The 21,844-nt window shown below is 62.8% G+C and carries 23 protein-coding genes; 13 read left to right on the top strand and 10 right to left on the bottom strand.

Translation table 11 applies throughout. The annotated features are described in order from the left end of the window. Positions 1-8 precede the first annotated feature (8 nt). The 5 genes from infB to QM659_RS11235 form a co-directional block, all read right to left on the bottom strand. On the bottom strand, positions 9-2,861 hold the full coding sequence (gene infB / locus QM659_RS11215) for a translation initiation factor IF-2 (RefSeq protein WP_415188506.1): 2,853 nt from the start codon (positions 2,859-2,861) through the stop codon (positions 9-11). Between the two features lie 47 nt (positions 2,862-2,908). Then, complete coding sequence (locus QM659_RS11220) at positions 2,909-3,628, bottom strand: RNA-binding protein (protein WP_415188492.1); 720 nt, start codon at positions 3,626-3,628, stop codon at positions 2,909-2,911. Next, the gene (gene nusA / locus QM659_RS11225) at positions 3,600-5,321 is read right to left on the bottom strand and encodes a transcription termination factor NusA (protein ID WP_415188493.1); all 1,722 of its coding nucleotides are present in this window, start codon (positions 5,319-5,321) and stop codon (positions 3,600-3,602) included. Before nusA ends, QM659_RS11220 begins: the two co-directional genes overlap by 29 nt. Beyond that, entirely contained in the window at positions 5,302-5,967 is a 666-nt protein-coding gene (gene rimP / locus QM659_RS11230) for a ribosome maturation factor RimP (protein WP_415188494.1), read from the bottom strand. The genes nusA and rimP overlap by 20 nt, the downstream gene beginning before the upstream one ends. A 247-nt stretch (positions 5,968-6,214) precedes the next feature. Beyond that, a complete protein-coding gene (locus tag QM659_RS11235) occupies positions 6,215-7,192 on the bottom strand; it encodes an NAD(P)H-quinone oxidoreductase (protein WP_415188495.1) in 978 nt (325 codons plus the stop codon). Positions 7,193-7,459: 267 nt separating this feature from the next. Here QM659_RS11235 and QM659_RS11240 point away from each other — a divergent pair, with 267 nt between their 5' ends. Together QM659_RS11240 and QM659_RS11245 are read left to right on the top strand one after the other, a co-directional pair. After that, positions 7,460-7,987, top strand: a complete 528-nt coding sequence (locus tag QM659_RS11240) for a DUF1465 family protein (protein ID WP_415188496.1) — start codon at positions 7,460-7,462, stop codon at positions 7,985-7,987. Positions 7,988-8,036: 49 nt separating this feature from the next. Then, positions 8,037-8,348, top strand: coding sequence for a carboxymuconolactone decarboxylase family protein (locus QM659_RS11245; RefSeq protein ID WP_415188497.1), 312 nt, complete (start codon positions 8,037-8,039; stop codon positions 8,346-8,348). 77 nt (positions 8,349-8,425) lie between these two features. On the opposite strand, the gene QM659_RS11250 is transcribed toward QM659_RS11245, so the two are convergent. The 3 genes from QM659_RS11250 to QM659_RS11260 form a co-directional block, all read right to left on the bottom strand. Then, positions 8,426-9,025, bottom strand: a complete 600-nt coding sequence (locus tag QM659_RS11250) for an NADPH-dependent FMN reductase (protein WP_415188498.1) — start codon at positions 9,023-9,025, stop codon at positions 8,426-8,428. 179 nt (positions 9,026-9,204) lie between these two features. Next, on the bottom strand, positions 9,205-9,906 hold the full coding sequence (locus QM659_RS11255) for a GntR family transcriptional regulator (protein WP_415188499.1): 702 nt from the start codon (positions 9,904-9,906) through the stop codon (positions 9,205-9,207). 354 nt (positions 9,907-10,260) lie between these two features. Further along, a complete protein-coding gene (locus tag QM659_RS11260; RefSeq protein ID WP_415188500.1) occupies positions 10,261-10,812 on the bottom strand; it encodes a hypothetical protein in 552 nt (183 codons plus the stop codon). A 319-nt stretch (positions 10,813-11,131) separates the two neighbouring features. On the opposite strand from QM659_RS11260, the gene lipB reads away from it, so the two are divergent. The 3 genes from lipB (at position 11,132) to QM659_RS11275 (ending at position 13,379) form a co-directional block, all read left to right on the top strand. Next, a complete protein-coding gene (gene lipB, locus QM659_RS11265) occupies positions 11,132-11,803 on the top strand; it encodes a lipoyl(octanoyl) transferase LipB (protein ID WP_127076291.1) in 672 nt (223 codons plus the stop codon). An 82-nt stretch (positions 11,804-11,885) separates the two neighbouring features. Next, complete coding sequence (locus QM659_RS11270; protein WP_415188501.1) at positions 11,886-12,548, top strand: NUDIX domain-containing protein; 663 nt, start codon at positions 11,886-11,888, stop codon at positions 12,546-12,548. A gap of 270 nt (positions 12,549-12,818) precedes the next feature. Next, positions 12,819-13,379: a type 1 glutamine amidotransferase domain-containing protein gene (locus QM659_RS11275; protein WP_127076289.1), complete on the top strand. Its 561-nt coding sequence runs from the start codon at positions 12,819-12,821 to the stop codon at positions 13,377-13,379. 229 nt (positions 13,380-13,608) lie between these two features. Here QM659_RS11275 and QM659_RS11280 read toward each other — a convergent pair whose 3' ends face one another. Further along, complete coding sequence (locus QM659_RS11280) at positions 13,609-13,989, bottom strand: hypothetical protein (RefSeq protein WP_127076288.1); 381 nt, start codon at positions 13,987-13,989, stop codon at positions 13,609-13,611. 254 nt (positions 13,990-14,243) lie between these two features. Between QM659_RS11280 and QM659_RS11285 the strand changes: the two genes are divergently transcribed. Further along, positions 14,244-14,498: a hypothetical protein gene (locus QM659_RS11285; protein ID WP_415188502.1), complete on the top strand. Its 255-nt coding sequence runs from the start codon at positions 14,244-14,246 to the stop codon at positions 14,496-14,498. A gap of 161 nt (positions 14,499-14,659) precedes the next feature. Here the strand turns inward: QM659_RS11285 and QM659_RS11290 are convergent, their stop codons facing one another. Beyond that, on the bottom strand, positions 14,660-15,091 hold the full coding sequence (locus QM659_RS11290) for a hypothetical protein (RefSeq protein WP_303486146.1): 432 nt from the start codon (positions 15,089-15,091) through the stop codon (positions 14,660-14,662). A gap of 232 nt (positions 15,092-15,323) precedes the next feature. On the opposite strand from QM659_RS11290, the gene QM659_RS11295 reads away from it, so the two are divergent. The 7 genes from QM659_RS11295 (at position 15,324) to lpdA (ending at position 21,626) form a co-directional block, all read left to right on the top strand. Next, entirely contained in the window at positions 15,324-15,650 is a 327-nt protein-coding gene (locus tag QM659_RS11295; RefSeq protein WP_303486148.1) for an FtsB family cell division protein, read from the top strand. 127 nt (positions 15,651-15,777) lie between these two features. Further along, positions 15,778-16,788, top strand: a complete 1,011-nt coding sequence (gene pdhA, locus QM659_RS11300; RefSeq protein ID WP_415188503.1) for a pyruvate dehydrogenase (acetyl-transferring) E1 component subunit alpha — start codon at positions 15,778-15,780, stop codon at positions 16,786-16,788. A gap of 53 nt (positions 16,789-16,841) precedes the next feature. Beyond that, a complete protein-coding gene (locus QM659_RS11305; protein ID WP_303486152.1) occupies positions 16,842-17,012 on the top strand; it encodes a hypothetical protein in 171 nt (56 codons plus the stop codon). 72 nt (positions 17,013-17,084) lie between these two features. Further along, the gene (locus QM659_RS11310) at positions 17,085-18,503 is read left to right on the top strand and encodes a pyruvate dehydrogenase complex E1 component subunit beta (RefSeq protein ID WP_415188504.1); all 1,419 of its coding nucleotides are present in this window, start codon (positions 17,085-17,087) and stop codon (positions 18,501-18,503) included. 5 nt (positions 18,504-18,508) lie between these two features. Further along, positions 18,509-18,787, top strand: a complete 279-nt coding sequence (locus QM659_RS11315) for a hypothetical protein (RefSeq protein WP_127076282.1) — start codon at positions 18,509-18,511, stop codon at positions 18,785-18,787. Between the two features lie 58 nt (positions 18,788-18,845). Next, entirely contained in the window at positions 18,846-20,183 is a 1,338-nt protein-coding gene (locus QM659_RS11320; protein ID WP_303486157.1) for a pyruvate dehydrogenase complex dihydrolipoamide acetyltransferase, read from the top strand. A gap of 42 nt (positions 20,184-20,225) precedes the next feature. Further along, on the top strand, positions 20,226-21,626 hold the full coding sequence (lpdA, locus tag QM659_RS11325; protein ID WP_415188505.1) for a dihydrolipoyl dehydrogenase: 1,401 nt from the start codon (positions 20,226-20,228) through the stop codon (positions 21,624-21,626). Positions 21,627-21,844: the final 218 nt, after the last annotated feature.

Below are 21,844 nucleotides of genomic sequence, written 5' to 3' on the forward strand. Positions count from 1 at the left end.
TGTGAACGCTACAGGCTCCGCGTCTCGATATGGGTGCGGAAGCACTCGATCGTATCGCCCGCCTTGAGATCTTGATAGCCCTCGAAGGCCATGCCGCATTCCTGACCGACGACCACTTCCTTGACCTCGTCCTTGAAGCGCTTGAGCGTGGATAGCTTGCCTTCGTGGATCACCACATGGTCGCGCACCAGACGAACGCTTGCTCCGCGCTCGACCTTGCCTTCCGTGACACGGCAACCCGCGACCTTGCCGACCTTCGAGATGTTGAACACCTCCAGGATTTCGGCATTGCCCAAAAACTCCTCGCGCGTGATCGGCGCGAGCAAACCGGACATCGCCTTTTTCACATCGTCCACGAGATCGTAGATAATGTTGTAGTAGCGGATTTCGATGCCGTCGCGTTCGGCCTGCTGCTTCGCCTGAGCGTCGGCGCGGACGTTGAAGGCGATGATGACGGCGCCGGAAGCTTCGGCAAGCGCTACGTCCGAGGATGTGATGCCGCCCACCGCCCAGTGTATGATGCGCGCCTCGACCTCGTCCGTTCCGAGCTTTTCGAGCGCGGCGTTGATCGCTTCGACCGAGCCTTGCACGTCGCCCTTGATGATGAGAAGGAATTCCTTCTTTCCACCTTTGGCGGCTTGCTTCATCATCTGTTCGAGCGAGCTTCTCGCGCCGGCGCCCACCGAACGGACATCACGCAGCTTGCGCTGGCGGTGTTCGGTCAGTTCGCGGGCGCGCGCTTCGGTATCCACCACGGCGAGCTGATCGCCAGCTTCCGGTGCGCTGTCGAAACCGAGCACCTCGACCGGCGTCGATGGCCCTGCCGCGACAACGTTCGCGCCCTTGTCGTCGATGAGCGCACGCACGCGGCCCCACGCACGACCGGCGACGACGATCTGGCCGACCTTGAGCGTTCCGCGCTGCACGAGCACCGTTCCGACCGGGCCGCGACCGCGTTCGAGCTTGGCTTCGATGACGATGCCTTCCGCCGGGCGGTCGGGGTTGGCCGTGAGTTCGAGAACTTCGGCCTGAAGGGCGATCGCCTGAAGGAGCCTGTCGAGATTGAGCTTCTGCTTGGCCGAGACTTCCACTTCGAGCGTGTCGCCGCCCATGCTTTCCACCACGATGTCGTGGGAAAGAAGGTCGGTGCGCACACGCAGCGGATCGGCGTCCGGCTTGTCGATCTTGTTAATGGCGACGATGATCGGCACACCCGCCGCCTTCGCGTGATTGATTGCCTCGACCGTCTGCGGCATGACGCCGTCGTCGGCCGCAACGACCAGCACGACAATGTCCGTCACCTTCGCGCCACGAGCACGCATCGCGGTGAAGGCCGCGTGGCCCGGCGTGTCGATGAAGGTCACGGGGGCGCCGTCGGGCGTCGTCACCTGATAGGCGCCGATATGCTGCGTGATGCCGCCTGCCTCGCCGGAGACCACGTTCGCGTGGCGGATCGCGTCGAGCAGCGATGTCTTGCCGTGGTCGACGTGACCCATGATCGTGACGACCGGCGCGCGGAACTGGAGGGTATCGGGATCGTCGGTCTCGCCGATGAAGCCTTCCTCGATGTCCTCTTCGGAGACGCGCTTCACGCTGTGGCCGAATTCCTCGGCGACGAGTTCGGCCGTATCGGCATCGATCACGTCGTTGATCTTCAGCATCTGCCCCTGTTTCATCAGGAACTTGATGATGTCGACCGCGCGTTCCGCCATGCGGTTCGCGAGTTCCTGGATGGTGATGGCTTCGGGCAGAATGACGGTGCGTTGAATCTTGACACGCTCCTGCCGCGCGCCCGAAGCCTGAAGCTTCTGACGTTCGCGCTGGCGTTTGAGAGAGGCGAGGCTGCGTTCACGCTGCTGATCGTCGAGCGCGTTCGAAAGCGTGAGACGCTGACGGCCGGTTCGCTCGGTCACCGCTTTCTTGACGGGTGCCGGCGCGGCCACCTTGCCGGGCAGGCCCCGCTTGGCGCGGCGATCATCTTCCTCGCTATCCGCACCGCGGGCGCGGGCGCCGACATCTGCATCGCGCGCCCTGTCGGGACGAGCGGCCACTTCCGGGATCGGAGACGCGGGCGCGGCTGCGGCGCCTCGCGGACCGCCGAAGCCGGGCCTGGCGCCGGGAGCACCGGCGCGGGGACCGCCCTGAGGTCTGGCGTCCGGACGAGCCCCGCCCGGACGAGTTCCGTCGCGCGCGGGTCCGCCCCGCGCATCGGCGCGTGCGTCGGTCGGGCGCGCCTCGGGTGTGCGCGGCGCGCGCCGGTCATCCTGAGGACGGGCGACAACGCGCACGGTGTCGGGTCCGACACGGCGCGGCGGTTCCGCCGGACGGCTTGGTCGCGCAGCCGTGGGAGCCATGGGAGCGGCTTCCTGCCTTGCCGGTTCTTTGGGAGCTTCCGGTTTTGCTTCAGCCGCCTCTTTTGCGCGAAGCAGAGCAGCTTCTTCCGCGGCCTTCTTGGCAAGGGCCTCTTCCTCGGCGGCGCGCTTCTTGTCTTCGATCGCGCGCAAGGCATCTTCTTCACGGCGGCGCGCTTCTTCGATTTCGCGCTCGCGCTTCAGGATTTCCTCGCGCTTGCGCGCCTCGACGAGCGCACGGGCGCGGGCGTCGACCTCACCGGCGGACAGCTGGCGCAACACCTTTTGCGGCCGCTTGTCGCCACCCTGCTCGGAGCCGGGTTTCTGGAAGGCGCGATGCTCGGGCTTCTGCGGAGCGGGCTTCTGGGCTTGCTGCGGTTCTTCCGCCACGCCAGGCCCCGAACCAGGGCGTTTGCGCTTCGTCTCGACCAGAACGGATTTCGACCGGCCATGGCTGAAGTTCTGGCGGATGTGGCCCTGTTCGACCGTCCGCTTTACGTTCAGCGACATCGTCTTGCGGCCAGCCGCCGGTTTCGAGTCCGTTTCTTTCGTTTCGCTCATTCTCTATCCTGACGCAGCGAATGCGGCTTCGCCTCGCTTGCGCAATACCCGCTGAACCGATCGAGAGCTTGCAAGAATGCGGCTGTCGCCCCGCCTTCCTTAAGTCCCGCATGTATTACATTCGTGCTTCCCGTCGCCAAGCTAATTTCGGCAGATGTGAAGCAATTTTCCGGCTCGATGTGATTCGCGCCTGAATATAAGGCCTTGAACTTCCTGTCGAGCTTGTCCTTCCCGTCTGCGGCCGCGTTGTCAGCATGGAGAAGAACCACGATTTCACGCCGCTTCAGTGCGTCCTCGACCTTCTGAAACCCCGTGACCACAAGCCCGGCCTTATTACAAATCGACAAGCGTTCTAGCACAGATCGCTTAAAAAGCTGTTCAACGTCTGAAGGAAGGCTTTCGCTTACGGTAACCGGTTTGCGAAACGCCCTCTGAAACGCGCGCCGCACGACGGCATCGGCGACGGCCTTCCGACCGGCTGTAACCCAGACACCGCGCCCCGGAAGATTTCCCTTGATATCGGGTACGACCTCATCCTCGGGAGAGACGACAAACCGCAGAAGGGAAGGCTTTTCCCTTCTCGATCGATCCATGACACAGGTTCTGACCGGAGTATGTTGCGTGTCGCCTTGCTCGCCCTCTGTTAAATGTGCCTTTTCCGCGTCAAAGTCCAGTATCGGTTCCGGATCAGAGCGCTTTTTCTTGGCTTTGGGCATGCGTGCCCCCTTCCTCGTGCGCTTCGGCCTCTGCGCCTTCGTGGCTTTCCGCCTCGACGCGCTCGTCCTCATGCGCTTCCGGGGTCGAGCCATCGTCAAGGATATCGGCCTCGACCGCTTCTTCCTCGGGTTCTTCCGGTGCCTCGATCCAGCCCGCCTTCACGCGGGCAGCGATGATGAGATGTTCGATGTCCGACTTCGACAGGTCGAAGCCTTGAAGGATGCCGGGATTCTGCTTTGTCTGACCGTGCGCGCGCTCCGTCCAGCCCGCGAGTTCGTCGGTCGCGCAGTCCGCGAGATCTTCGACCGTCTTGATATTGTTCTCGCCGAACGCGACGAGCATCGCGGTGGTGACGCCCGGCACCTCGGCCAACTCGTCATCCACGCCGAGCGCCCGGCGCTTCTCCGTGAGTTCGGCCTCCTGCCGCTCCAGAAATTCGCGAGCGCGCTCCTGGATTTCCTGCGCGGTGTTTTCGTCGAAGCCTTCGATGCTTGCGACTTCATGCGCGTCGACGAACGCCAGTTCCTCGACCGAGGCGAACCCTTCCGAGACGAGCAGCTGCGCGATCATCTCGTCCACATCGAGTGCGTTGACGAAGGCGGCGGTACGTTCGGCGAATTCCTTCTGACGGCGCTCCGATTCTTCCGCTTCCGTCAGGATGTCGATGTCCCAGCCCGTGAGCTGAGAGGCGAGGCGCACGTTCTGGCCCTTGCGGCCGATCGCGAGGCTCAACTGCTCGTCCGGCACCACGACTTCGATGCGCTCGGATTCCTCGTCGAGCACGACCTTGGCCACTTCCGCGGGCGCGAGCGCATTCACGATGAAGGTGGCGGGGTCGCCCGACCACTGGATGATGTCGATCTTTTCACCCTGAAGCTCGTTCACGACGGCTTGCACGCGGCTGCCGCGCATGCCCACGCAGGCGCCGACCGGATCGACGCTCGTTTCCTTCGAGACGACTGCGATCTTGGCGCGGCTGCCGGGATCGCGCGCGACCGACTTGATTTCGACGATGCCGTCGTAGATTTCCGGCACTTCCTGCGCGAACAGCTTCGCCATGAATTCGGGGCGCGTGCGCGAAAGGAAGATCTGCGGACCGCGATTTTCGCGGCGCACGTCATAGACATAGGCGCGCACGCGGTCGCCGAGCTTGTAGTTCTCGCGCGGCAGCGTCTCGTCGCGCCGGATGATCGCCTCGGCGCGGCCAAGGTCGATCATGACGTTGCCGTATTCGGCGCGCTTCACGATGCCACTGACGATCTCGCCCATGCGATCCTTGTATTCCTCGAACTGACGCTCGCGCTCGGCCTCGCGCACCTTCTGCACGATGACCTGCTTTGCGTTCTGCGCCGCGACGCGGCCGAAGTCGAGGGGCGGCAGTGGCTCTGCGATGAAATCACCCACCTCGGCCTCGGGGTTGCGTTTCTTCGCGTCCTTGAGGCTGATTTCGGTCGCGTCGAGCGTGACGCGTTCCACCACTTCGAGAAGGCGCGAGAGGCGGATTTCGCCGGTGCGCGGATCGATCTCGGCGCGGATCTCGTTTTCGCTGCCGTAGCGCGATTTCGCAGCCTTCTGAATCGCGTCTTCCATGGCGGAAAGCACGAGCGTGCGGTCAATCGACTTTTCGCGCGCGACCGCGTCCGCGATCTGCAACAGTTCCAGCCGGTTCGCGCTAATTCCGGATTGCGCCATCGTTCAACTCCGCGTCTTCGATCTGTTCGTCTTCAATTTCGCCGCCTTCGGCCCAGTTTTTGCCGGCGGCTTTCGCCTTTGTCAGCGAAGCGCGGATCAGTTCGTCCGTCAGCACAAGCTTCGCGTCGTGAATGAGATCCACCGGCACGCCGATGGTCTGGGGCTCGCCTTTCGGGTCCAGTTGAACCTGCAGCAGCATTTCGCCGTTTTCGTAGCCTTCGAGGATGCCGCGGAAACGCTTGCGGCCATCGACCAGCTCCTTCAGTTCCACCTTCGTCTCGAAGCCGGCCCAGTCCTCGAAATCGGACGGGCGCACGAGGATGCGGTCGATGCCGGGCGAGGACACTTCCAGGAAATAGCGGTCCTTGATGGGATCGTGCGCATCGAGCAGCGGCGAGATACGGCGCGAGATGTTCGCGCAGTCGTCGACATTGATCGCGCCGTCCGGCTTGTCGGCCATGATCTGGATGGTGGCGCCGTCGCGCTTCGACATCGTGACGCGCACAAGGCGAAAGCCCATGTCTTCCAGCACCGGCTCGACGAGGGCGGCAAGGTCTGCCGCCGCGCCGAATTCGCGCGTGAAGCGCTCTGTCGGAGCGGAGGGGGCCGCTTGTTCGATCGGTGGCGTGTCGTTTTCGTCTGCCATGAAATCCGGTTCGAGGCGCTATCGAGGCGCCAGATAAAGAAAAAGAGCGGACCGGCCGGCCCACTCTTCTCCAGAGTCTGATTTATTGAGCTGTGAAAAACATAGGCGAAATGGGCTTGCCGCGCAAGGCTTTTGGCCGACGCCGAGACCCGATGCGGGATATCCCGGCTTTACCGATGCGTGTCGCGCAGCTCTTGTCGCCGTGTCGCAGCCTGACGAAGACCTGACTTGCGAGAAAGGGCTGAGCTTATATCGTCAGCACGATCTTGCCCATGTGCGCGTTCGTTTCCATGTGGCGGTGCGCTTCTGCTGCCTCGGCAAGCGGGAATGTCTTGTCGATCACCACGCGCACCGCGCCCGACTCGATCAGCGGCCACACCTTCTCTTCGAGTGCGCGGGCGAGATGCGCCTTGAACGCGGGGCTTCTCGGCCGCAGCGTCGAGCCGGTAAGCGTGAGGCGCTTCAGCATGATCGGCATGAGGTTCACCTCGACCTTCGCGCCCTTCAGGAACGCGATCTGCACGATGCGGCCATCCTCGGCCGCGCAGCGGATGTCGTCCTGAATGTACGAGCCGCCGACCATGTCGAGGATCACGTTCACGCCCTTGCCGCAGGTGAGCGTCTTTATCTCTTCGGCGAAGTTCTTCGTCCGGTAATTGATCGCGGCCTCCGCGCCGAGGCTTTCGCAATAAGCGCATTTCTCGTCGCTGCCGGCGGTGGCGAAAACCCGCGCACCGAAATGGTTTGCAAGCTGGATCGCCGTCGAGCCGATGCCGCTCGATCCGCCATGCACGAGGAAGCACTCGCCCGCCTTCAGCGCGCCGCGCTCGAACACATTGTGCCACACGGTCATGAAGGTTTCAGGAAGACACGCCGCTTCCTCCACGGAAAGCCCCTTCGGCACGCGAAGACACGAGCCTTCTTGCGCGATCGCGAATTCCGCATAGCCGCCGCCGGATGTCAGCGCGGCCACCGCGTCGCCCGCCTTCCACCTTGTTACGCCCGCGCCGACCGCCGCAATCCTGCCCGAAACTTCAAGGCCGGGGATGTTCGATGCGCCGGGCGGCGGCGGATAAAGCCCTTGCCGCTGCAGCACATCCGGGCGGTTTACGCCCGCAGCGGCCACCTCGATGAGCACCTCGTCCGCCTTCGGCTCGGGGGTGGGCGCATCCACGAGCGACAATGCGTCCGGGCCGCCGGGTTCGCGAATTAAGACCGTTTTCATGAATTTTCCTCCGGCTTTGCCGTTCCACATGCGGGATCTTTACTCCAACTTAAGACGCAGGCGTTAGGCTTCTCCCAATGTAAAGCTGGGTCGACCCTGAAACACCTCCACAAACTTTTCGAGAGCCGCCATGATGCGGCTCTTTTTTTTGGGCTAGGTCCGCTGAGGCTTGGCCGTGCATTCACCTTTTGAAAGGCTGTTGCGGCTATGCTGGCGTAAGGTGAGGGTTCCGATCCGGGCGGGTCGGAAGTGGTGCGTAGGGACTCCATGAAAAGCTCCGGCGTTTTGAATGAATTACCAAAAGCGGCGCTGCTGTCGTTCGGGGATCGGTTCACGACATCCCCACAGTTCGCCAGGCTCTATCGCGAGGGAATGGACCTCGTTGAGCGCACGGCGGAATATCTCGACGGGCAGGGCAGGGCGGAATCCAAGACCCTGACGCCGCCGGCGAGCTTCGCCTATTCCTCCGAGAGCATCCGGCTCACCACGCGCCTCACGCAGCTTGCGTCGTGGCTTCTCGTGCGCCGCGCCATCGCTGCGGGTGAAATCACCGCCGCCGAGGCGCACAATCACCGCCATCGGGTGACGCTGTCGCCGCAGGGCACTGCATTGCCCGAGGGCTTCGACGCCCTGCCGGAGACGTTCCGTTTTCTCATCGCGGAAAGCCATCGCCTGCATGACCGCATCATGCGCCTCGAACGCATCTTCTCGGATGGTGCCGTGGCCGCGAACGAGACGGTGTCGCCGGTCGACGGCCATATCGAGAAAATCAGGCTCGCCTTCCCGGCGGCCTGATATTTTTTTTCATTCGTGATAGGTCATTCCCCGAAAGCAGGGGAGAGCCATGACCATTTCGAAAGCGTTCAAAGCCTTTCTGGACGAAGCGCCGGAGCACGCGAAGGCGTGGATGGGGGCCGTTCATGCGCTCGACGGCGCAAGCGCCCTCGACAGAAAAACCGAGGAACTTGCCTATCTCGCGGTGCTCGCCGCCGCAAGGCTCACTTCCGGCATCCCGTTTCATGTCAAAGCCGCCAAGGCGGAGGGCGCGAGCCGCGAGGAGATCGTAAGCGCGGTGCTTGTCGGGCTCCCCGCGGTCGGCAATACGGTGATCGAGGCGTTGCCGGTCGCCCTTGCGGCTTATGACGGCGAGGGTTGAGGCTCTCCGTCCGGGCGGCGCGGGAGCCGCGTGGAGGGCAGCGCTGCTTGTCCCGCTTTTGCGTGCGCGAACCGGCGTCAAGCCTCGGGCGCAGGGCCCCCAGCGGCGACAGCTCGCCCTTTCGCCGAGTGCTGCCCGACCCAACGCGCGAAGGCTTCCATGAACCCGTGCAGGAATTTTCGCGTACCGTCGTTCGCGATATTCCCGTTTTCGTCGAACAGCTTGTTCGCGCCGCCGATATAGGCTTCGGGCTGCTGCATGGCCGGGACGTTCAAAAACACAAGAGACTGGCGCAGGTGATGGTTCGCCCCGAAACCGCCGATTCCACCGGGCGAGGCGCTCACCACCGCAGCGGGCTTGCCTTCCCAGACGCTCTGTCCATAGGGCCGTGACCCGACATCGAGCGCGTTTTTCAATACGCCGGGCACTGAGCGATTGTATTCGGGGGTTACGAACAGAACGGCGTCGAGCGGTTTCACCTTCTCGCGGAATGCCTTCCACGCGGCGGGCGGATCGGTGTCGCCATCCTCGTTATAATGGGGGAGGGCGGCGATATCGACGAACTCGAACTTGAAGTCGGATGGCGCAAGTTCCACAAGCGCCTTGGCAAGTTTGCGATTGAGCGAGTCCTTGCGCAGGCTTCCGACAAAAACGCCGACTGTATAAGTTTCGGTCATGGGGCGCGCTTTCTCTTTCAGAAACGGCAATGCCGCCGTCCCTGATAACGCCCCAGGCGACTTTCCGTTCACGGCGAACTCTCTCGCCGCCGCGACAACGGGCGCTTTCGATTATTGGCTCAATTCCAGACGGGTGAAACCGGTTCCACTTTGTCCGGGGATTGCTCCAGCTTTCCGCGCTACTCCGCGAACACGCCGTGCTTTTCCACATACGCGGCGAGATCCAGCGTGTACTCACGCACCAGCCTTTCGGCCTTGTCGCCGTCTCTCTGGCTGATCGCCTCGACAATTTCCTTGTAAAGGGCGACGACGTGGCCCGGCCGCTCTTCGTGCGTGACGCAGATCGTCCTGATGGCCCGTATATGGGCGAAAAGGTTTTCAGTCGTCTTCCGGATCAACTCGCAGCCGCCAAGAGCGATAATCTTCCGATGAAAGTCGAGGTTCGCCTGCGAAAACGGGTTCAGAAGCTCGGACGACGTTTCGTTGCTGAACTTTTCGAAGCGCTCGGAAAGCTTCTTGAGTTGCTCTTCGGTGGCCTTCTGTGCGGCGAGGCGGGCAGCGATGCTTTCGAGGGCGGCGGCGACCACAATCATATCGCAGATCTCGCGCCTCGATTTGCGAACCACATAGATGCCACGGCGGGGCACAGCCCGTACGAAGCCTTCCTGTTCAAGGAGCGTAAGCGCTTCGCGGATGGGTGTCCGGCTGACGCCGAGTTTTTGGGAGAGCTGCCTCTCGTCCAGACGGATCGGCTCGATCTGACCGTAGATGTCCATCTGCGTTATGGCGAGCCTAAGGGCGTCGTATGCCAATGTTCTCAAGCTCGTCCCGGCTTCGATAGGGACAATCTTCAGTTCCGGCTGATGGGCCGATGGTGCCACCACAAATGCTCCCTTGTAAACGTGCTTGACAGGCAGAAGTATCCTGATCAAGCGGGGGTCGCGCCTTTGGAAATACTGTCGTGCCCCTTTGGCGAACCTGTTGGTATGACGTAAAAAATAACCCGGCAAAAAGCCGTGCCGTATGAAAAGATCGTATCATCGCGGTCTTGGACGGGACTTGATATAAATCATAAACCAGATGCATGGCTGGTAATTTTGCGCGTCTAGCGGCGGGCAAATTGTAATTATTTGTGAAAGGTTCGGCGTTGCGCACAAAGGAACGCGCGCTCCCGTTTATCGCGGATCGCGACGAAAGCGCACGGGTCGGAAGGGCGGCATTTCGGGTGGGCGAGCCTATCGGATCGGCGGGCGCTTCTCGTTCTTCGCCACGCGAATTCCAGCGCCGGCGGTTTCGCTTTCACACATGTAGGCGCCTTTCCTGGTCTTCCCGTATGTCCGTGAACCGGGAAAATGATACACCTTCGAATCGGTGTTGGCCCATACCACCATCTCGCGCGGACAATGCGCCTTGGCCTCCGCTTCTGTCGGGAACTGGCCTTCGACGTCGAGAACCTGCGGTCCCCGGTTGAAGACGCGCCTGCTTTTCGTGGTCGGGTCCGGCGTCGTCGGCGCGGCGGAACGTTTTTGCGGTGCGGCAGCAGCCGGAGGAGGCGTAACGGCGGCAGGCGGGGTAACGTCCTGCGGCGCGGGCTTCGCGGAGGCGGTCTGCGCGCGGCATTCCGTCATGAATTCGGTTTTCTTCTTGCCGGTTGCCTGGAGGGCGTCCTTGTTCGCGCGCCATTCGGTCTCGCAGGCCCGGATCGTCTTTGCCGCTGCCGGCACGGCGGGCGCAAGGCTGGCGGCTACGGCCGATGCGGCGCCCAGCAGGAAAAGTGTTTTACGCATGACTCGCTCTCTGGTTTCGGTTCGACGGTGAACGACGCCGTCCATGAGACGGCCAACCTTTGAGCGAAAGATTAAGAGAACTGAGCGAACCCTATCCCATTGGCCGATGCGCGGCGCTGGATTATCCGAAAGCCTTGATGCGATGTTACCGCAAAACAGGTGCTTTTCGGGAGTTCCGGGGTTCTCGTCGGCTGCGGGGCTTTTGAGGGGCGGACGCGGGACAACGCCCCAAGCCCCGCAGCAACGCGAGACAGTTGCAGTATGGCGTGGAGGGGTTACCCTTCAGTAAAGGTGTTCGGTCGCAGGGAGAAAAAATCACGTGAATGAAGCTGTCGCCGCCTTCGCGAACAGGCTCATCGCAAATCGTGACAGGCTCGGCGATCTGGCAGGCGTCGAGTGGCGAACGAGCCCGGACCTTGTGCCTTATGAGGCGGCGGTTTCCGCGATGGAAGATCGCGCGGCCGCGATCTTTGCGGGCGCCGCGCCGGAACTCGTGTGGTTCCTCGAACATCCGCCGCTTTACACGGCGGGCACGAGCGCGAAGGCGGGCGATCTTCTGGACGCGGCGCGCTTCCCGGTATACGCGGCGGGGCGCGGCGGACAATATACCTATCACGGACCGGGGCAACTCGTCGTCTATGTGCTCCTCGACCTCAATCGTCGCGGTCGCGACGTGCGCCGCCATGTTCGCCGCCTTGAAGAATGGGTGATTGCCGCGCTCACGGATTACGGCGTGACGGGAGCGGCGCGCGACGACAGACCGGGCGTATGGGTGCGCGACGGCGCGCGGGAGGAAAAGATCGCGGCCATCGGCGTTCGCGTCCGCCGCTGGGTGACGTTTCACGGCACGGCGATCAACGTCAGCCCCGACCTCTCTCATTTCGCGGGCATCGTGCCGTGCGGGATCGAAGATGCGGGCGTGACCTCGCTCGAACGGCTTGGCGCGCTGAATGGACACGCAGGCGCGCCCGCGGCCTCGCCCGCGTCCTGACACGATCGCGGCACACTCGAAGCCCGGTCGCCGTCGAAGTTTTCGTGTGTGCCTTGTCGATATTCAAAGGGAGCTGCGCGCAATGCCTGATCAGGCAAAGCCCTCGCGGGTGACGATTTCTGAGCACAGCCGCGTGCTCGACCTGTTTTTCAAGGTCGACGACTACGTGGTGTCCCATGAGCGCTTCGACGGCGAAATGAGCAAGCCTCGGTCGACCCTCGTTTTCGAGCGCGGCGATGCGGTGGGCGCGCTCCTCTGCAATCCGGAGCGGCGAAAGATCGTCGCGGTGCGTCAGTTCCGCCTGCCGGTGCATCTGCGCGAGCCGGGGCGCGGCTGGATGGTGGAAGCCGTCGCGGGTATGCTGCACGTGGGCGAGGGCGGCGAAATCGAGACACCTTATGAATGCGTCCTGCGAGAGACGCGCGAAGAAACAGGCTATCAGCTCACGCGGTTGACCCCTGTCGGCAAATATTACTCGTCGCCCGGCGGCAGCACGGAAATCATCCATCTTTATTATGCCGAGGTCTGCGAGGTCGACCAGACCGGGAAGGGCGGCGGGAATGCGGACGAGGGCGAAGACATCGAGATCGTCGAGTTCGACATCGAGGAATTTTTCGACAGGCTCGTCGCGGGCGAATTTCAGGATCCGAAGCTCATCATTGCCGGACAATGGCTGATGGCTCGGCGCGGCAATCTCGCCGGTGCGGCTGGACCAGCGCGCCTTTGCGATTCCGCTCGACCGTAAGCTCTCCACGCTTCAGTTGCGAGCTGAAGCGCGTCGTCACGTTTCTTGCGCCGAAGATAGTCGGACGCGCGCAGCTTCCGCGGGTTGAGCCGTCGCTGTCTCGCCCGAAAGCCCCTGAAGCCACGCGTTTGCCAGGAACTGCCAGCCCGCCCGACCGTTCGCCTTCCAACAGGCGCGGTTCGATGCGCAATGGGGTCCATGTGACGCGACGCTGCCTAACCGGGGCACGTCGGTCATCACGCCCCCGCGCGATGGATAAAGGAGGACAAGATGGCCGACATTCAGGGTAAAAGGATTGCGATACTCGCAACGAACGGCTTCGAGCAGTCCGAGCTTGAAGTTCCGCAAAAGAAGCTTGGCGAAGCCGGCGCGACGGTCGAGGTGGTTTCGCCTGAAACCGGCGAAATCCGGGGCTGGATCGGCAAGGACTGGGGCAATCCTGTCAAGGTGGATCGAGCGCTGGCCGACGCTCACGCGAGCGACTACGACGCGATCGTGCTTCCGGGCGGGCAGATCAATCCCGATCTGCTTCGCGGCAATCCGCAGGCGTTGTCCTTCATCAAGGATTTCTACTCCGAGGGCAAGACGGTGGCAGCCATTTGCCATGCGCCGTGGCTTCTGATCGAGACCGGCATCCTGAAGGGCAAGCGCGCGACAGGATACAAGACGATACGCACCGATATCGCCAACGCGGGCGCCGAATTCGTCGACGAGGCCGTCGTGACGGACAATGGCGTGATCACCAGCCGGCAGCCGTCCGACCTCGACGCGTTTTCCGCGAAGATCATCGAAGAGGTGCGCGAAGGCAGGCATGATCGCCGTGCCGCTTAGTGGAGCGAATTTGACATTTGAGGCCCGGTTGCTGCGAGCTCTCGCTCAAATATCAAATTCAAAAGCTCCACGAGAATCATGATGTTGCTGGTGGTCCTTTCGATTCCGACATGTGCTCGCAAGCGTGCCGCAAACGGATGCGAATGTCGGAATCGGACCACTAGATCGGCTTTGGCAGCAATTAAGGGTGAATTGAGGGTCAGTCAGCGTGTCTTTCCAGCGCCTCGTTTTAACCGAGCCGTGCGCGTCCGCTCTTGCCATCGTCGCGGCGCCAGTGGACTTCGGTGGGCGAGACGCGCTTCATCGTGAAACAGTGAGTTTCGCCCGACATCCAGCGGTTCCAGCGAATGCAAAGCTTGCTGTCGGCAACCCACCAGCGGCCGCTATCCTTCGTCGTGGTCTCACCGTCGAGAAGTGCAAGTTCCGTGCGGCCGCTCACCTGACCGTTAGCGGCATAGCGGATCGGCACCTCACCCATCGGCGTACTGATATAGACGGTCTTTCCAGCAACGGCGCTGTGAAGAGCCTGACCGATAAGCGCTTCTTCACCAGCGTCGGCAGCTGCGAACGGCAGGGCGGCGAGGAGAATGGGCAAGGCAAATCGCTTCATCGGTTCCGGGTCTCCACTTATCGATTGACTGACGTGCATTAACATTCGTTAACGCAAAAATCAGGCGTATTGGGGCAAAATTGTGGAGGGACGACAGAAAGTTACGATTGTTTGAAAGCGCAACAAGACTGTGCACAATGATTGAGGTTCCGGCACTCGTGGCAAATATCAACGACGTTGCTTGTATGGAACTGTTAGGCCGTTTATGAAAAGGACTATAGGGGAGTTGAGGGTCATAGAGGGAGGCGGAAACCGTGTTCGCGGATTTCCTGAACGAAGATCAGATCAAGGCGCTTGAAGCGGCGATCCGAATGGCGCGCTCCAAGCACGGAATGCATCGCGTGCCAATGAACGGCGGAGAAGCATACGCCTATCAAGTGAACTCGGAAATTTTCTGGCACGTGGAGGGGGGCGATCGCTCCAACATGGCAAAGGGCATCGTCCCGCTCGTTCGCCCGGCCGAGTGCAACGTGATCCCCCTGCAACGCCGCGCCTCGGCGCAGCCCTGATCCCCGCTCATTTCCCGCTTGGCGCAGAGGTCTCGATCTCGCCTCGTTCCGGGTGACCGGTCACGGTCGATTTCGTGCGAACGCTCGCCAACAGCGGTTTCCGCAGACGGGTCAAGCCGCGGAGCTGCGCCCAGCGGCCTGCCGTCGATGCTCAGGGTCGCTCAGACGGCGCCCAGGATTTCCTTCACGACGAGGCAACGGCGCGGATTGCTTTGCCCGAGGTAGAAGCCGAAATCGCCCTTGTAATACGTGCTGCTGGTGACGCTCCGGAAATCCGACTCCCTGGCTTCCGAGCAGGGCTTTTCAGAGACGCCGAGCTTGATCGACTCGATTGTGACGCCGGCGCAGGAAGCCGGGGTAGCGAGCGCGAAGGTGCCGCCGTTGGTCAGCTTCAGCGTGCATTTTTCGGCGGGGATGGCCACGGCCTTGACGCCCGGGGCGAGTTGAGGTTGAGCGGAGGAAACACCGATTGTGGCTGCAGCGGGCGCCGACGTGACATGCGCCCTCTTCTGTTCCTGCGCCTTGAACCAGATTCCCAACACAAGAAGACCGGCAATCAGGAATGCCAATTTCCGCGAAGTGCTGTCAGACATGTCCATTTCTTCCTTCGGAAGGGCTCGCCGAGGGCGTAGCGCCCATAAAATTTCACTTAAAGTTTCAGCGTTAAGTTTCCCCTAACTTTGACGACTAAGCGTTTATATTTTAACAAAGATTAGGCGTCCCTGCTGCGGCCGGGCGACGCACCGGCAATCTGCCTCCGCTACAGCGTTAACGGTTTCGTATTTGCCGCTCGTTCATAGTCTCCGTCGGGAAGATGGAGGGACCATGACACAGGGGCGAAACGGGCGGCTTTTGCGGCAGTTCGGCTTGCTGGCCGTCTTCCTGGCGTTGATTGCCTATGTCGCGGCGGATGCCGTTCGCGGCCCGCATGGCCTGATCGCCAACGAACTCCTGCGCGCCAAGATCGCAGATCTCAACAAGGATCTCGCGGCACTGAAACGGGAGCGCGCCAGACTCGAAAGGGACGCCGACCTTCTCGGCCCCAAGGCTTCCACGCACTCAGATCTTCTCGACGAGCAGGCCCGCGCCCTTCTGGATCTTGCCCGACCTGCCGACATTGTGATCGTGAACGCCGAAAAAACCACCCGGTAACCTTCGCTTGTGCGAGATAACCGGGTGGCGCGCGCCTCGCAAAACCCTTATTAAAAAGGGGACGGCGGTAGAAAATGCCGCAGGCCCGGCGCAGTGCCCGCGCAATTTCCCGAGACGAGGCGCATCCATGTTCGACGACCTTCCCAACGGTACATCGCCAAAAGCCAATCCGCCGGAATTGTCACGCGAAGAAGAGTTGCACGCCTATCGCGAGATGCTCCTTATTCGGCGCTTCGAGGAGAAGGCGGGACAACTCTACGGCATGGGCCAGATCGGCGGCTTTTGTCATCTCTATATCGGGCAGGAAGCCGTCGTTGTCGGTATGCAGATGACCGTCCGCGAAGGCGATCAGGTCATCACCGCTTATCGCGACCATGGCCATATGCTCGTCTGCGGCATGGACCCGAAAGGCGTCATGGCGGAGTTGACGGGGCGACGCGGCGGTTATTCCCGTGGCAAGGGCGGCTCGATGCACATGTTTTCGGTCGAGAAGAACTTCTTCGGCGGCCACGGCATCGTCGGCGCGCAGGTGCCGCTCGGCACCGGACTCGCCTTCGCGAACAAATATCGTGGCAACGGGAATGTCTCGCTCACCTATTACGGCGATGGCGCCGCAAACCAGGGGCAGGTCTACGAAGCCTTCAACATGGCCGAGCTCTGGAAGCTGCCCGTCGTCTATATCGTCGAGAACAACAAGTACGGAATGGGCACGAGCATCAACCGTGCCTCGGCGTTGACGAACCTGTCGCAACGCGGCGCGAGCTTCAACATCCCCGGCAGGCAGGTCGACGGCATGGATGTGCGCGCCGTCAAGGATGCGGGCGAGGAGGCCGTCGACTGGGCGCGCTCAGGCAAAGGGCCGTTCATCCTCGAAATGCTGACCTACCGCTATCGCGGCCATTCCATGTCGGACCCGGCGAAGTATCGCTCGAAGGAAGAGGTCGACAAGATGCGCCACGAACACGACCCCATCGAGATGGTTCGGCAGCGACTGCTTACCAGCGGGCGAGCCACTGAAGACGATTTGAAAGCGATCGACAAGACAGTCCGTGGCGTTGTGAACGAGGCCGCCGAGTTCGCGCAGAGCGACCCCGAACCCGACGTCGCCGAGCTTTATACGGATGTCTTGAGAGCATGAGAGACTGATCGGCCTCGGGGAAAAAGGGTTGCCCGAATGGATAGACAATCATTGTGATCGCTTACGTCTTTTCTCTCTACAGACTGCCGGTCGAGGATCAGGGCGGAAACAGCCGCACCTTCGAGGCGCTCGCGGCGGGTCTGAAGGGCGATACGCCGTTTATCCGGAATAAGAATGAGGCGGGGCGGATTGCTCCGAGAGACAGAAACGAGGCTGGCGCATGACGACGGAAGCGGATCGGATCATCCATGGAAGGCGTCATGTGCGGCCTGCAATGACGACGAAGGCGCTCTGAGATGGCGACACAAGTATTGATGCCTGCCCTTTCTCCGACCATGGAAGAAGGAAAGCTTGCGCGCTGGGTCAAGGCCGAGGGCGACGAGGTGCGCTCCGGCGACGTGATCGCGGAGATCGAGACCGACAAGGCCACGATGGAAGTCGAGGCGGTGGATGAAGGCAAGATCGGCAAGATCCTCGTTCCCGCAGGCACCGAGGGCGTGAAGGTCAATACGCCGATCGCCTTGATCGTAGCCGATGGCGAGGATGCGGGCGCCGTGCCGAATGGTGCGGCGAAGGCAAACGGCTCTCAGGCTCCCCACGGCGCTGCGGCCGCGACCGGCGGCGGGGAAGCGGCGCGGGCCCCCGTGGACGTGCGTGTCAAGGATCAGCCGCGCGAGACCGTCGCGCCTGCCGCGTATGACGCCGCGTCCGAAATTCCCGAGAGCGCGGAACTCGTGCAGATCACCATGCGCGAGGCGCTCCGCGACGCCATGGCCGAGGAGATGCGCCGCGACGGCGACGTGTTCGTCATGGGCGAGGAAGTGGCCGAATATCAGGGCGCGTACAAGATCACGCAAGGGCTTCTCGACGAGTTCGGCGCGCGCCGCGTGGTCGATACGCCGATCACGGAAGCGGGCTTCGCGGGGCTTGGCGTCGGCGCGGCCTTCGCGGGCCTGCGACCCATCGTCGAGTTCATGACGTTCAACTTCGCGATGCAGGCCATCGACCACATCATCAATTCGGCAGCCAAGACGCATTACATGTCCGGCGGGCAGATCGATTGTCCCATCGTGTTCCGTGGACCGAACGGGGCGGCCGCGCGCGTCGGCGCGCAGCACAGCCAGGAATATTCCGCGTGGTACGCGCATGTGCCGGGCCTGAAGGTGATCGCGCCGTCCACGCCAGCCGATGCGAAGGGCCTGCTCAAGGCCGCGATCCGCGATCCGAACCCGGTGGTTTTCCTCGAAAACGAAATCCTTTACGGCATCGCCGGGCCCGTGCCCAAGGGCGACGATTGGCTCGTGCCCATCGGCAAGGCGAAGATCGCGCGCCATGGCAAGGACGTCACCATCGTCTCATGGTCGCGCGGCATGGCCTACGCGCTCGACGCGGCGAAGCAGCTCGAAGCCGAGGGCATCGACGCCGAGGTGATCGATCTTCGCACGCTTCGCCCGCTCGACATCGAAACGGTGCTGGCATCCGTCCGCAAGACGAACCGCATCGTGACCGTGGAAGAAGCCTGGCCCGTCTGCTCCGTCGGTTCCGAGATCGTGGCGCAGGTCGTGGCGAGGGCGTTCGATTATCTCGATGCGCCGCCGACCAAGGTTTCCGGCGAGGACGTGCCGATGCCCTACGCCGCCAACCTCGAAAAGCTTGCACTGCCCAACGCCGACAAGGTTGTCGAGGCGGTGAAGGCCGTCTGCTACAAGGGCTGACGCGGATGCGGAAGCGGTCCCCATGGACACGATATGGCGATGGCCACGCGGCGGATTTCGAGGCTGCGGGCACGGATTATTTCGTGATCGTGACGGACGCCTATCTCAACACGCGTTATCGCATGCCCGCCGACAGACCGGTGGATCGCAAGACCCTCATCGAAGACATCGACGACGAGATCGAGGCCATCGCGGCGGCGAAGCTCGCCCGCGGCGAGGCGACCCAGCCCATGGGACGCCGCGCGGCGCAGATCGTGATCGACGCGGGCGATGCTGCTTCTTAGGTTTCTGAAACTGTTCTTCGCGGGCACGTCCGCTGCCCCGCGCTTCAGGGATAAAGCCATGCCGACACCGATCCTGATGCCCGCCCTCTCGCCGACCATGGAGCAGGGCAAGCTCGCGAAATGGCTGAAGAAGGAAGGCGACAAGGTCGCCTCGGGCGATCCCATCGCCGAGATCGAGACAGACAAGGCCACGATGGAAGTCGAGGCGGTGGACGAGGGCACCATCGGCAAGATCATGGTGCCGGAAGGCACCGAGGGCGTCGCGGTGAACACGCCGATTGCGCTCTTGCTCGGCGAGGGCGAGGACGCCGCCGCGCTCAAGAGCTACGGTGCGGAGCCGCCGCAGCCCGCGCCTTCGAAGCCCGCCAAGGACGCGGAGCCGGTGAAAGTTACGTCGGTGAACGCTCAGTCCGCTGCTGCGCAGGTCAACGGTCATAATGGCGCGAACGGGAGCCGCGTCTTTGCCTCGCCCCTTGCGCGCCGCATTGCGAAGGATGCCGGCATTGACCTTGCCGCCGTGAAGGGCACCGGCCCGCATGGGCGCATCGTGAAGCACGACGTCGAGGAGGCAAGGGCCTCCGGCTCCGCGAAGGCTGCCGCAGCCGCCGCGCCCGCGCAGAACGGCGGCGCGCTTGTGCCGTCCCGCCTCGCCGCGGCGATCCCGGACGACCAGATCATCGCCATGTACGAGAAGGGCACCTACGAGCTTCGCCCGCTCGACAACATGCGCAAGACCATCGCCACGCGGCTTACGCAGGCGACGCAGACCATTCCGCATTTCCGTCTTTTCGTCGAATGCGAGATCGACACGCTGCTCGAAGCCCGCCAGCGCATCAACATGCGCTCGCCGAAGGACGGCCAGCCCGGCGCGTTCAAGGTTTCTGTCAACGACTTCATCGTCAAGGCGCTGGGCCTCGCGCTCCAGCGCGTGCCGGACGCCAACGCGACATTCACCGAGCGCGGCATCCTCCTGCACAAGGCGAGCGATGTCGGCGTCGCGGTCGCGGTGGAAGGCGGGCTGTTCACGCCGGTGATCCGGGGCGTCGAAAGGAAATCGCTCGCCGACATATCGAACGAAGTGAAGGATCTGGCCGAGCGCGCACGGAAGCGCCGCCTCGCGCCGCACGAATATCAGGGCGGCACCACGGCTGTGTCGAACCTCGGCATGTTCGGCGTGGACCATTTCGACGCGGTCATCAACCCGCCGCACGCGACCATCCTCGCCGTCGGGCGCGGCGAGAAGCGCGCGGTGGTGAAGGGCAACCAGATCGTCATCGCGACGACCATGGGCTGCACGCTCTCCTGCGATCACCGCGTGGTGGACGGCGCGCTCGGCGCGCGCCTGCTTCAGGCGTTCAAGGGCTATATCGAAGAGCCTGTGACGATGCTGGCGTAAGCCCGCCACCGGCAAGAAAATGATACAGGTTTCGAGGGACAGATGGCGGAAGCATACGATGTCGCGGTGATCGGCGGCGGACCCGGCGGCTATGTTGCGGCGATCCGCGCCGCGCAGCTCGGGCTCAAGACGGTGGTGATCGAGCGCGAGCACCTCGGCGGCATCTGCCTCAACTGGGGTTGCATCCCGACCAAGGCGCTGCTGCGGACGGCGGAAGTTCTGCGGCTCGCACAGCACGGCGCTGAGTTCGGCATCAAGGCCGAGGGGCTGAGCTTCGACCTCGGCAAGATCGTCGCGCGGTCGCGCGGCGTGGCGAACAAGCTCGCCTCGGGCGTCGCGTATCTCCTGAAGAAGCACAAGGTGACGGTGATCGACGGCACGGCGCGGCTGAAGGCAAAGGGCGTCGTCACGGTTTCGGGCAAGGACGGCAAGCCGCTCGCCGATGTCGAGGCGAAACACATCGTCATTGCGACGGGCGCGCGTGCCCGCGTGCTGCCGGGCCTTGAGCCGGACGGCAAGCTCGTGTGGACCTACAAGGAAGCGATGGTGCCGCCGAGCCTGCCGAAATCGCTGCTCGTCGTCGGCTCCGGCGCCATCGGCATCGAATTCGCGAGCTTCTACAACGCGCTCGGCGTGAAGGTCACGGTCGTCGAGATCGTCGACAAGATCCTGCCGTTCGAGGATGACGAAATTTCAGCCCTCGCACGCAAGAGCTTCGAGAAACAGGGCATGACGATCCACACGGGCGCGAAGGTGGACAAGCTCGAAAAGGGCAGAGACAGCGTGAAGGCCACACTCGCGCTGAAGGACGGCAAGACGCAAACGGTGGACTTCGACCGCGTGATCGTGGCGGCGGGTATCGTCGGCAATGTCGAAAACATCGGCCTCGAAGAGCTGGGCATCAAGACCGACCGCACGCACATCGTTGTGGACGCGTTCTGCCGCACGACGGTGGCGGGGATCTACGCCATCGGCGACGTGGCCGGCCCGCCATGGCTTGCGCACAAGGCGAGCCACGAGGGCATCATCTGCGTCGAGAAGATCGCGGGGCGCGATCCGCATCCCTTGAACGTGCGCAACATCCCCGGCTGCACCTATTCGCATCCGCAGGTGGCGAGCATCGGCATCACCGAAGCGATGGCGAAGAAGGACGGCCGCGAGATCAAGGTGGGCCGCTTCCCCTATCAGGGCAACGGCAAGGCCATCGCGCTCGGCGAGCCGGAGGGGCTCGTGAAGACGATCTTCGACGCGAAGACGGGCGAGCTTCTTGGCGCGCATATGGTCGGCGCGGAGGTGACGGAACTCATTCAGGGTTTCGGCGTGGCGAAGACGCTGGAGACGACCGAGGCGGAGCTTATGGAGACGGTGTTCCCGCACCCGACGCTCTCCGAGACGATGCTGGAAAGCGTATTCGACGCTTACGGGCGGGTCATTCATATTTGAGAAGCCGATCAGCCCCGCGCAACGCGCGCGGCCGAATGTTTGCGCCGCCAGAGTTTCACCGGGTGCCGCACCATCGAACCGGCGGCAGGTTACTGGTGCAGACCATGATTGCAACCGAACGGGGATCAAGAGAATGGGCCATGTCGACAGGCGCGCGTTTCTGGCCGGGCTGACGGCGGCGGTTTTGGCCCCGGGCGCGGCGCGCGCGGGTGAGTGGA

The sequence above is a fragment of the Rhodomicrobium sp. genome (genome assembly GCF_047605405.1).
GTDB classification, from domain to species: Bacteria; Pseudomonadota; Alphaproteobacteria; order Rhizobiales; family Rhodomicrobiaceae; genus Rhodomicrobium; species Rhodomicrobium lacus.

Excerpts from the sequence above, each read along its gene's own strand:
- infB (WP_415188506.1), bottom strand. The coding sequence starts at position 2,861 with ATGTCGCTGAACGTAAAGCGGACGGTCGAACAGGGCCACATCCGCCAG.
- QM659_RS11220 (WP_415188492.1), bottom strand. The coding sequence starts at position 3,628 with ATGCCCAAAGCCAAGAAAAAGCGCTCTGATCCGGAACCGATACTGGAC.
- nusA (WP_415188493.1), bottom strand. The coding sequence starts at position 5,321 with ATGGCGCAATCCGGAATTAGCGCGAACCGGCTGGAACTGTTGCAGATC.
- rimP (WP_415188494.1), bottom strand. The coding sequence starts at position 5,967 with ATGGCAGACGAAAACGACACGCCACCGATCGAACAAGCGGCCCCCTCC.
- QM659_RS11235 (WP_415188495.1), bottom strand. The coding sequence starts at position 7,192 with ATGAAAACGGTCTTAATTCGCGAACCCGGCGGCCCGGACGCATTGTCG.
- QM659_RS11240 (WP_415188496.1), top strand. The coding sequence starts at position 7,460 with ATGAAAAGCTCCGGCGTTTTGAATGAATTACCAAAAGCGGCGCTGCTG.
- QM659_RS11245 (WP_415188497.1), top strand. The coding sequence starts at position 8,037 with ATGACCATTTCGAAAGCGTTCAAAGCCTTTCTGGACGAAGCGCCGGAG.
- QM659_RS11250 (WP_415188498.1), bottom strand. The coding sequence starts at position 9,025 with ATGACCGAAACTTATACAGTCGGCGTTTTTGTCGGAAGCCTGCGCAAG.
- QM659_RS11260 (WP_415188500.1), bottom strand. The coding sequence starts at position 10,812 with ATGCGTAAAACACTTTTCCTGCTGGGCGCCGCATCGGCCGTAGCCGCC.
- QM659_RS11270 (WP_415188501.1), top strand. The coding sequence starts at position 11,886 with ATGCCTGATCAGGCAAAGCCCTCGCGGGTGACGATTTCTGAGCACAGC.
- QM659_RS11275 (WP_127076289.1), top strand. The coding sequence starts at position 12,819 with ATGGCCGACATTCAGGGTAAAAGGATTGCGATACTCGCAACGAACGGC.
- QM659_RS11280 (WP_127076288.1), bottom strand. The coding sequence starts at position 13,989 with ATGAAGCGATTTGCCTTGCCCATTCTCCTCGCCGCCCTGCCGTTCGCA.
- QM659_RS11290 (WP_303486146.1), bottom strand. The coding sequence starts at position 15,091 with ATGTCTGACAGCACTTCGCGGAAATTGGCATTCCTGATTGCCGGTCTT.
- QM659_RS11295 (WP_303486148.1), top strand. The coding sequence starts at position 15,324 with ATGACACAGGGGCGAAACGGGCGGCTTTTGCGGCAGTTCGGCTTGCTG.
- pdhA (WP_415188503.1), top strand. The coding sequence starts at position 15,778 with ATGTTCGACGACCTTCCCAACGGTACATCGCCAAAAGCCAATCCGCCG.
- QM659_RS11310 (WP_415188504.1), top strand. The coding sequence starts at position 17,085 with ATGGCGACACAAGTATTGATGCCTGCCCTTTCTCCGACCATGGAAGAA.
- QM659_RS11315 (WP_127076282.1), top strand. The coding sequence starts at position 18,509 with ATGCGGAAGCGGTCCCCATGGACACGATATGGCGATGGCCACGCGGCG.
- QM659_RS11320 (WP_303486157.1), top strand. The coding sequence starts at position 18,846 with ATGCCGACACCGATCCTGATGCCCGCCCTCTCGCCGACCATGGAGCAG.
- lpdA (WP_415188505.1), top strand. The coding sequence starts at position 20,226 with ATGGCGGAAGCATACGATGTCGCGGTGATCGGCGGCGGACCCGGCGGC.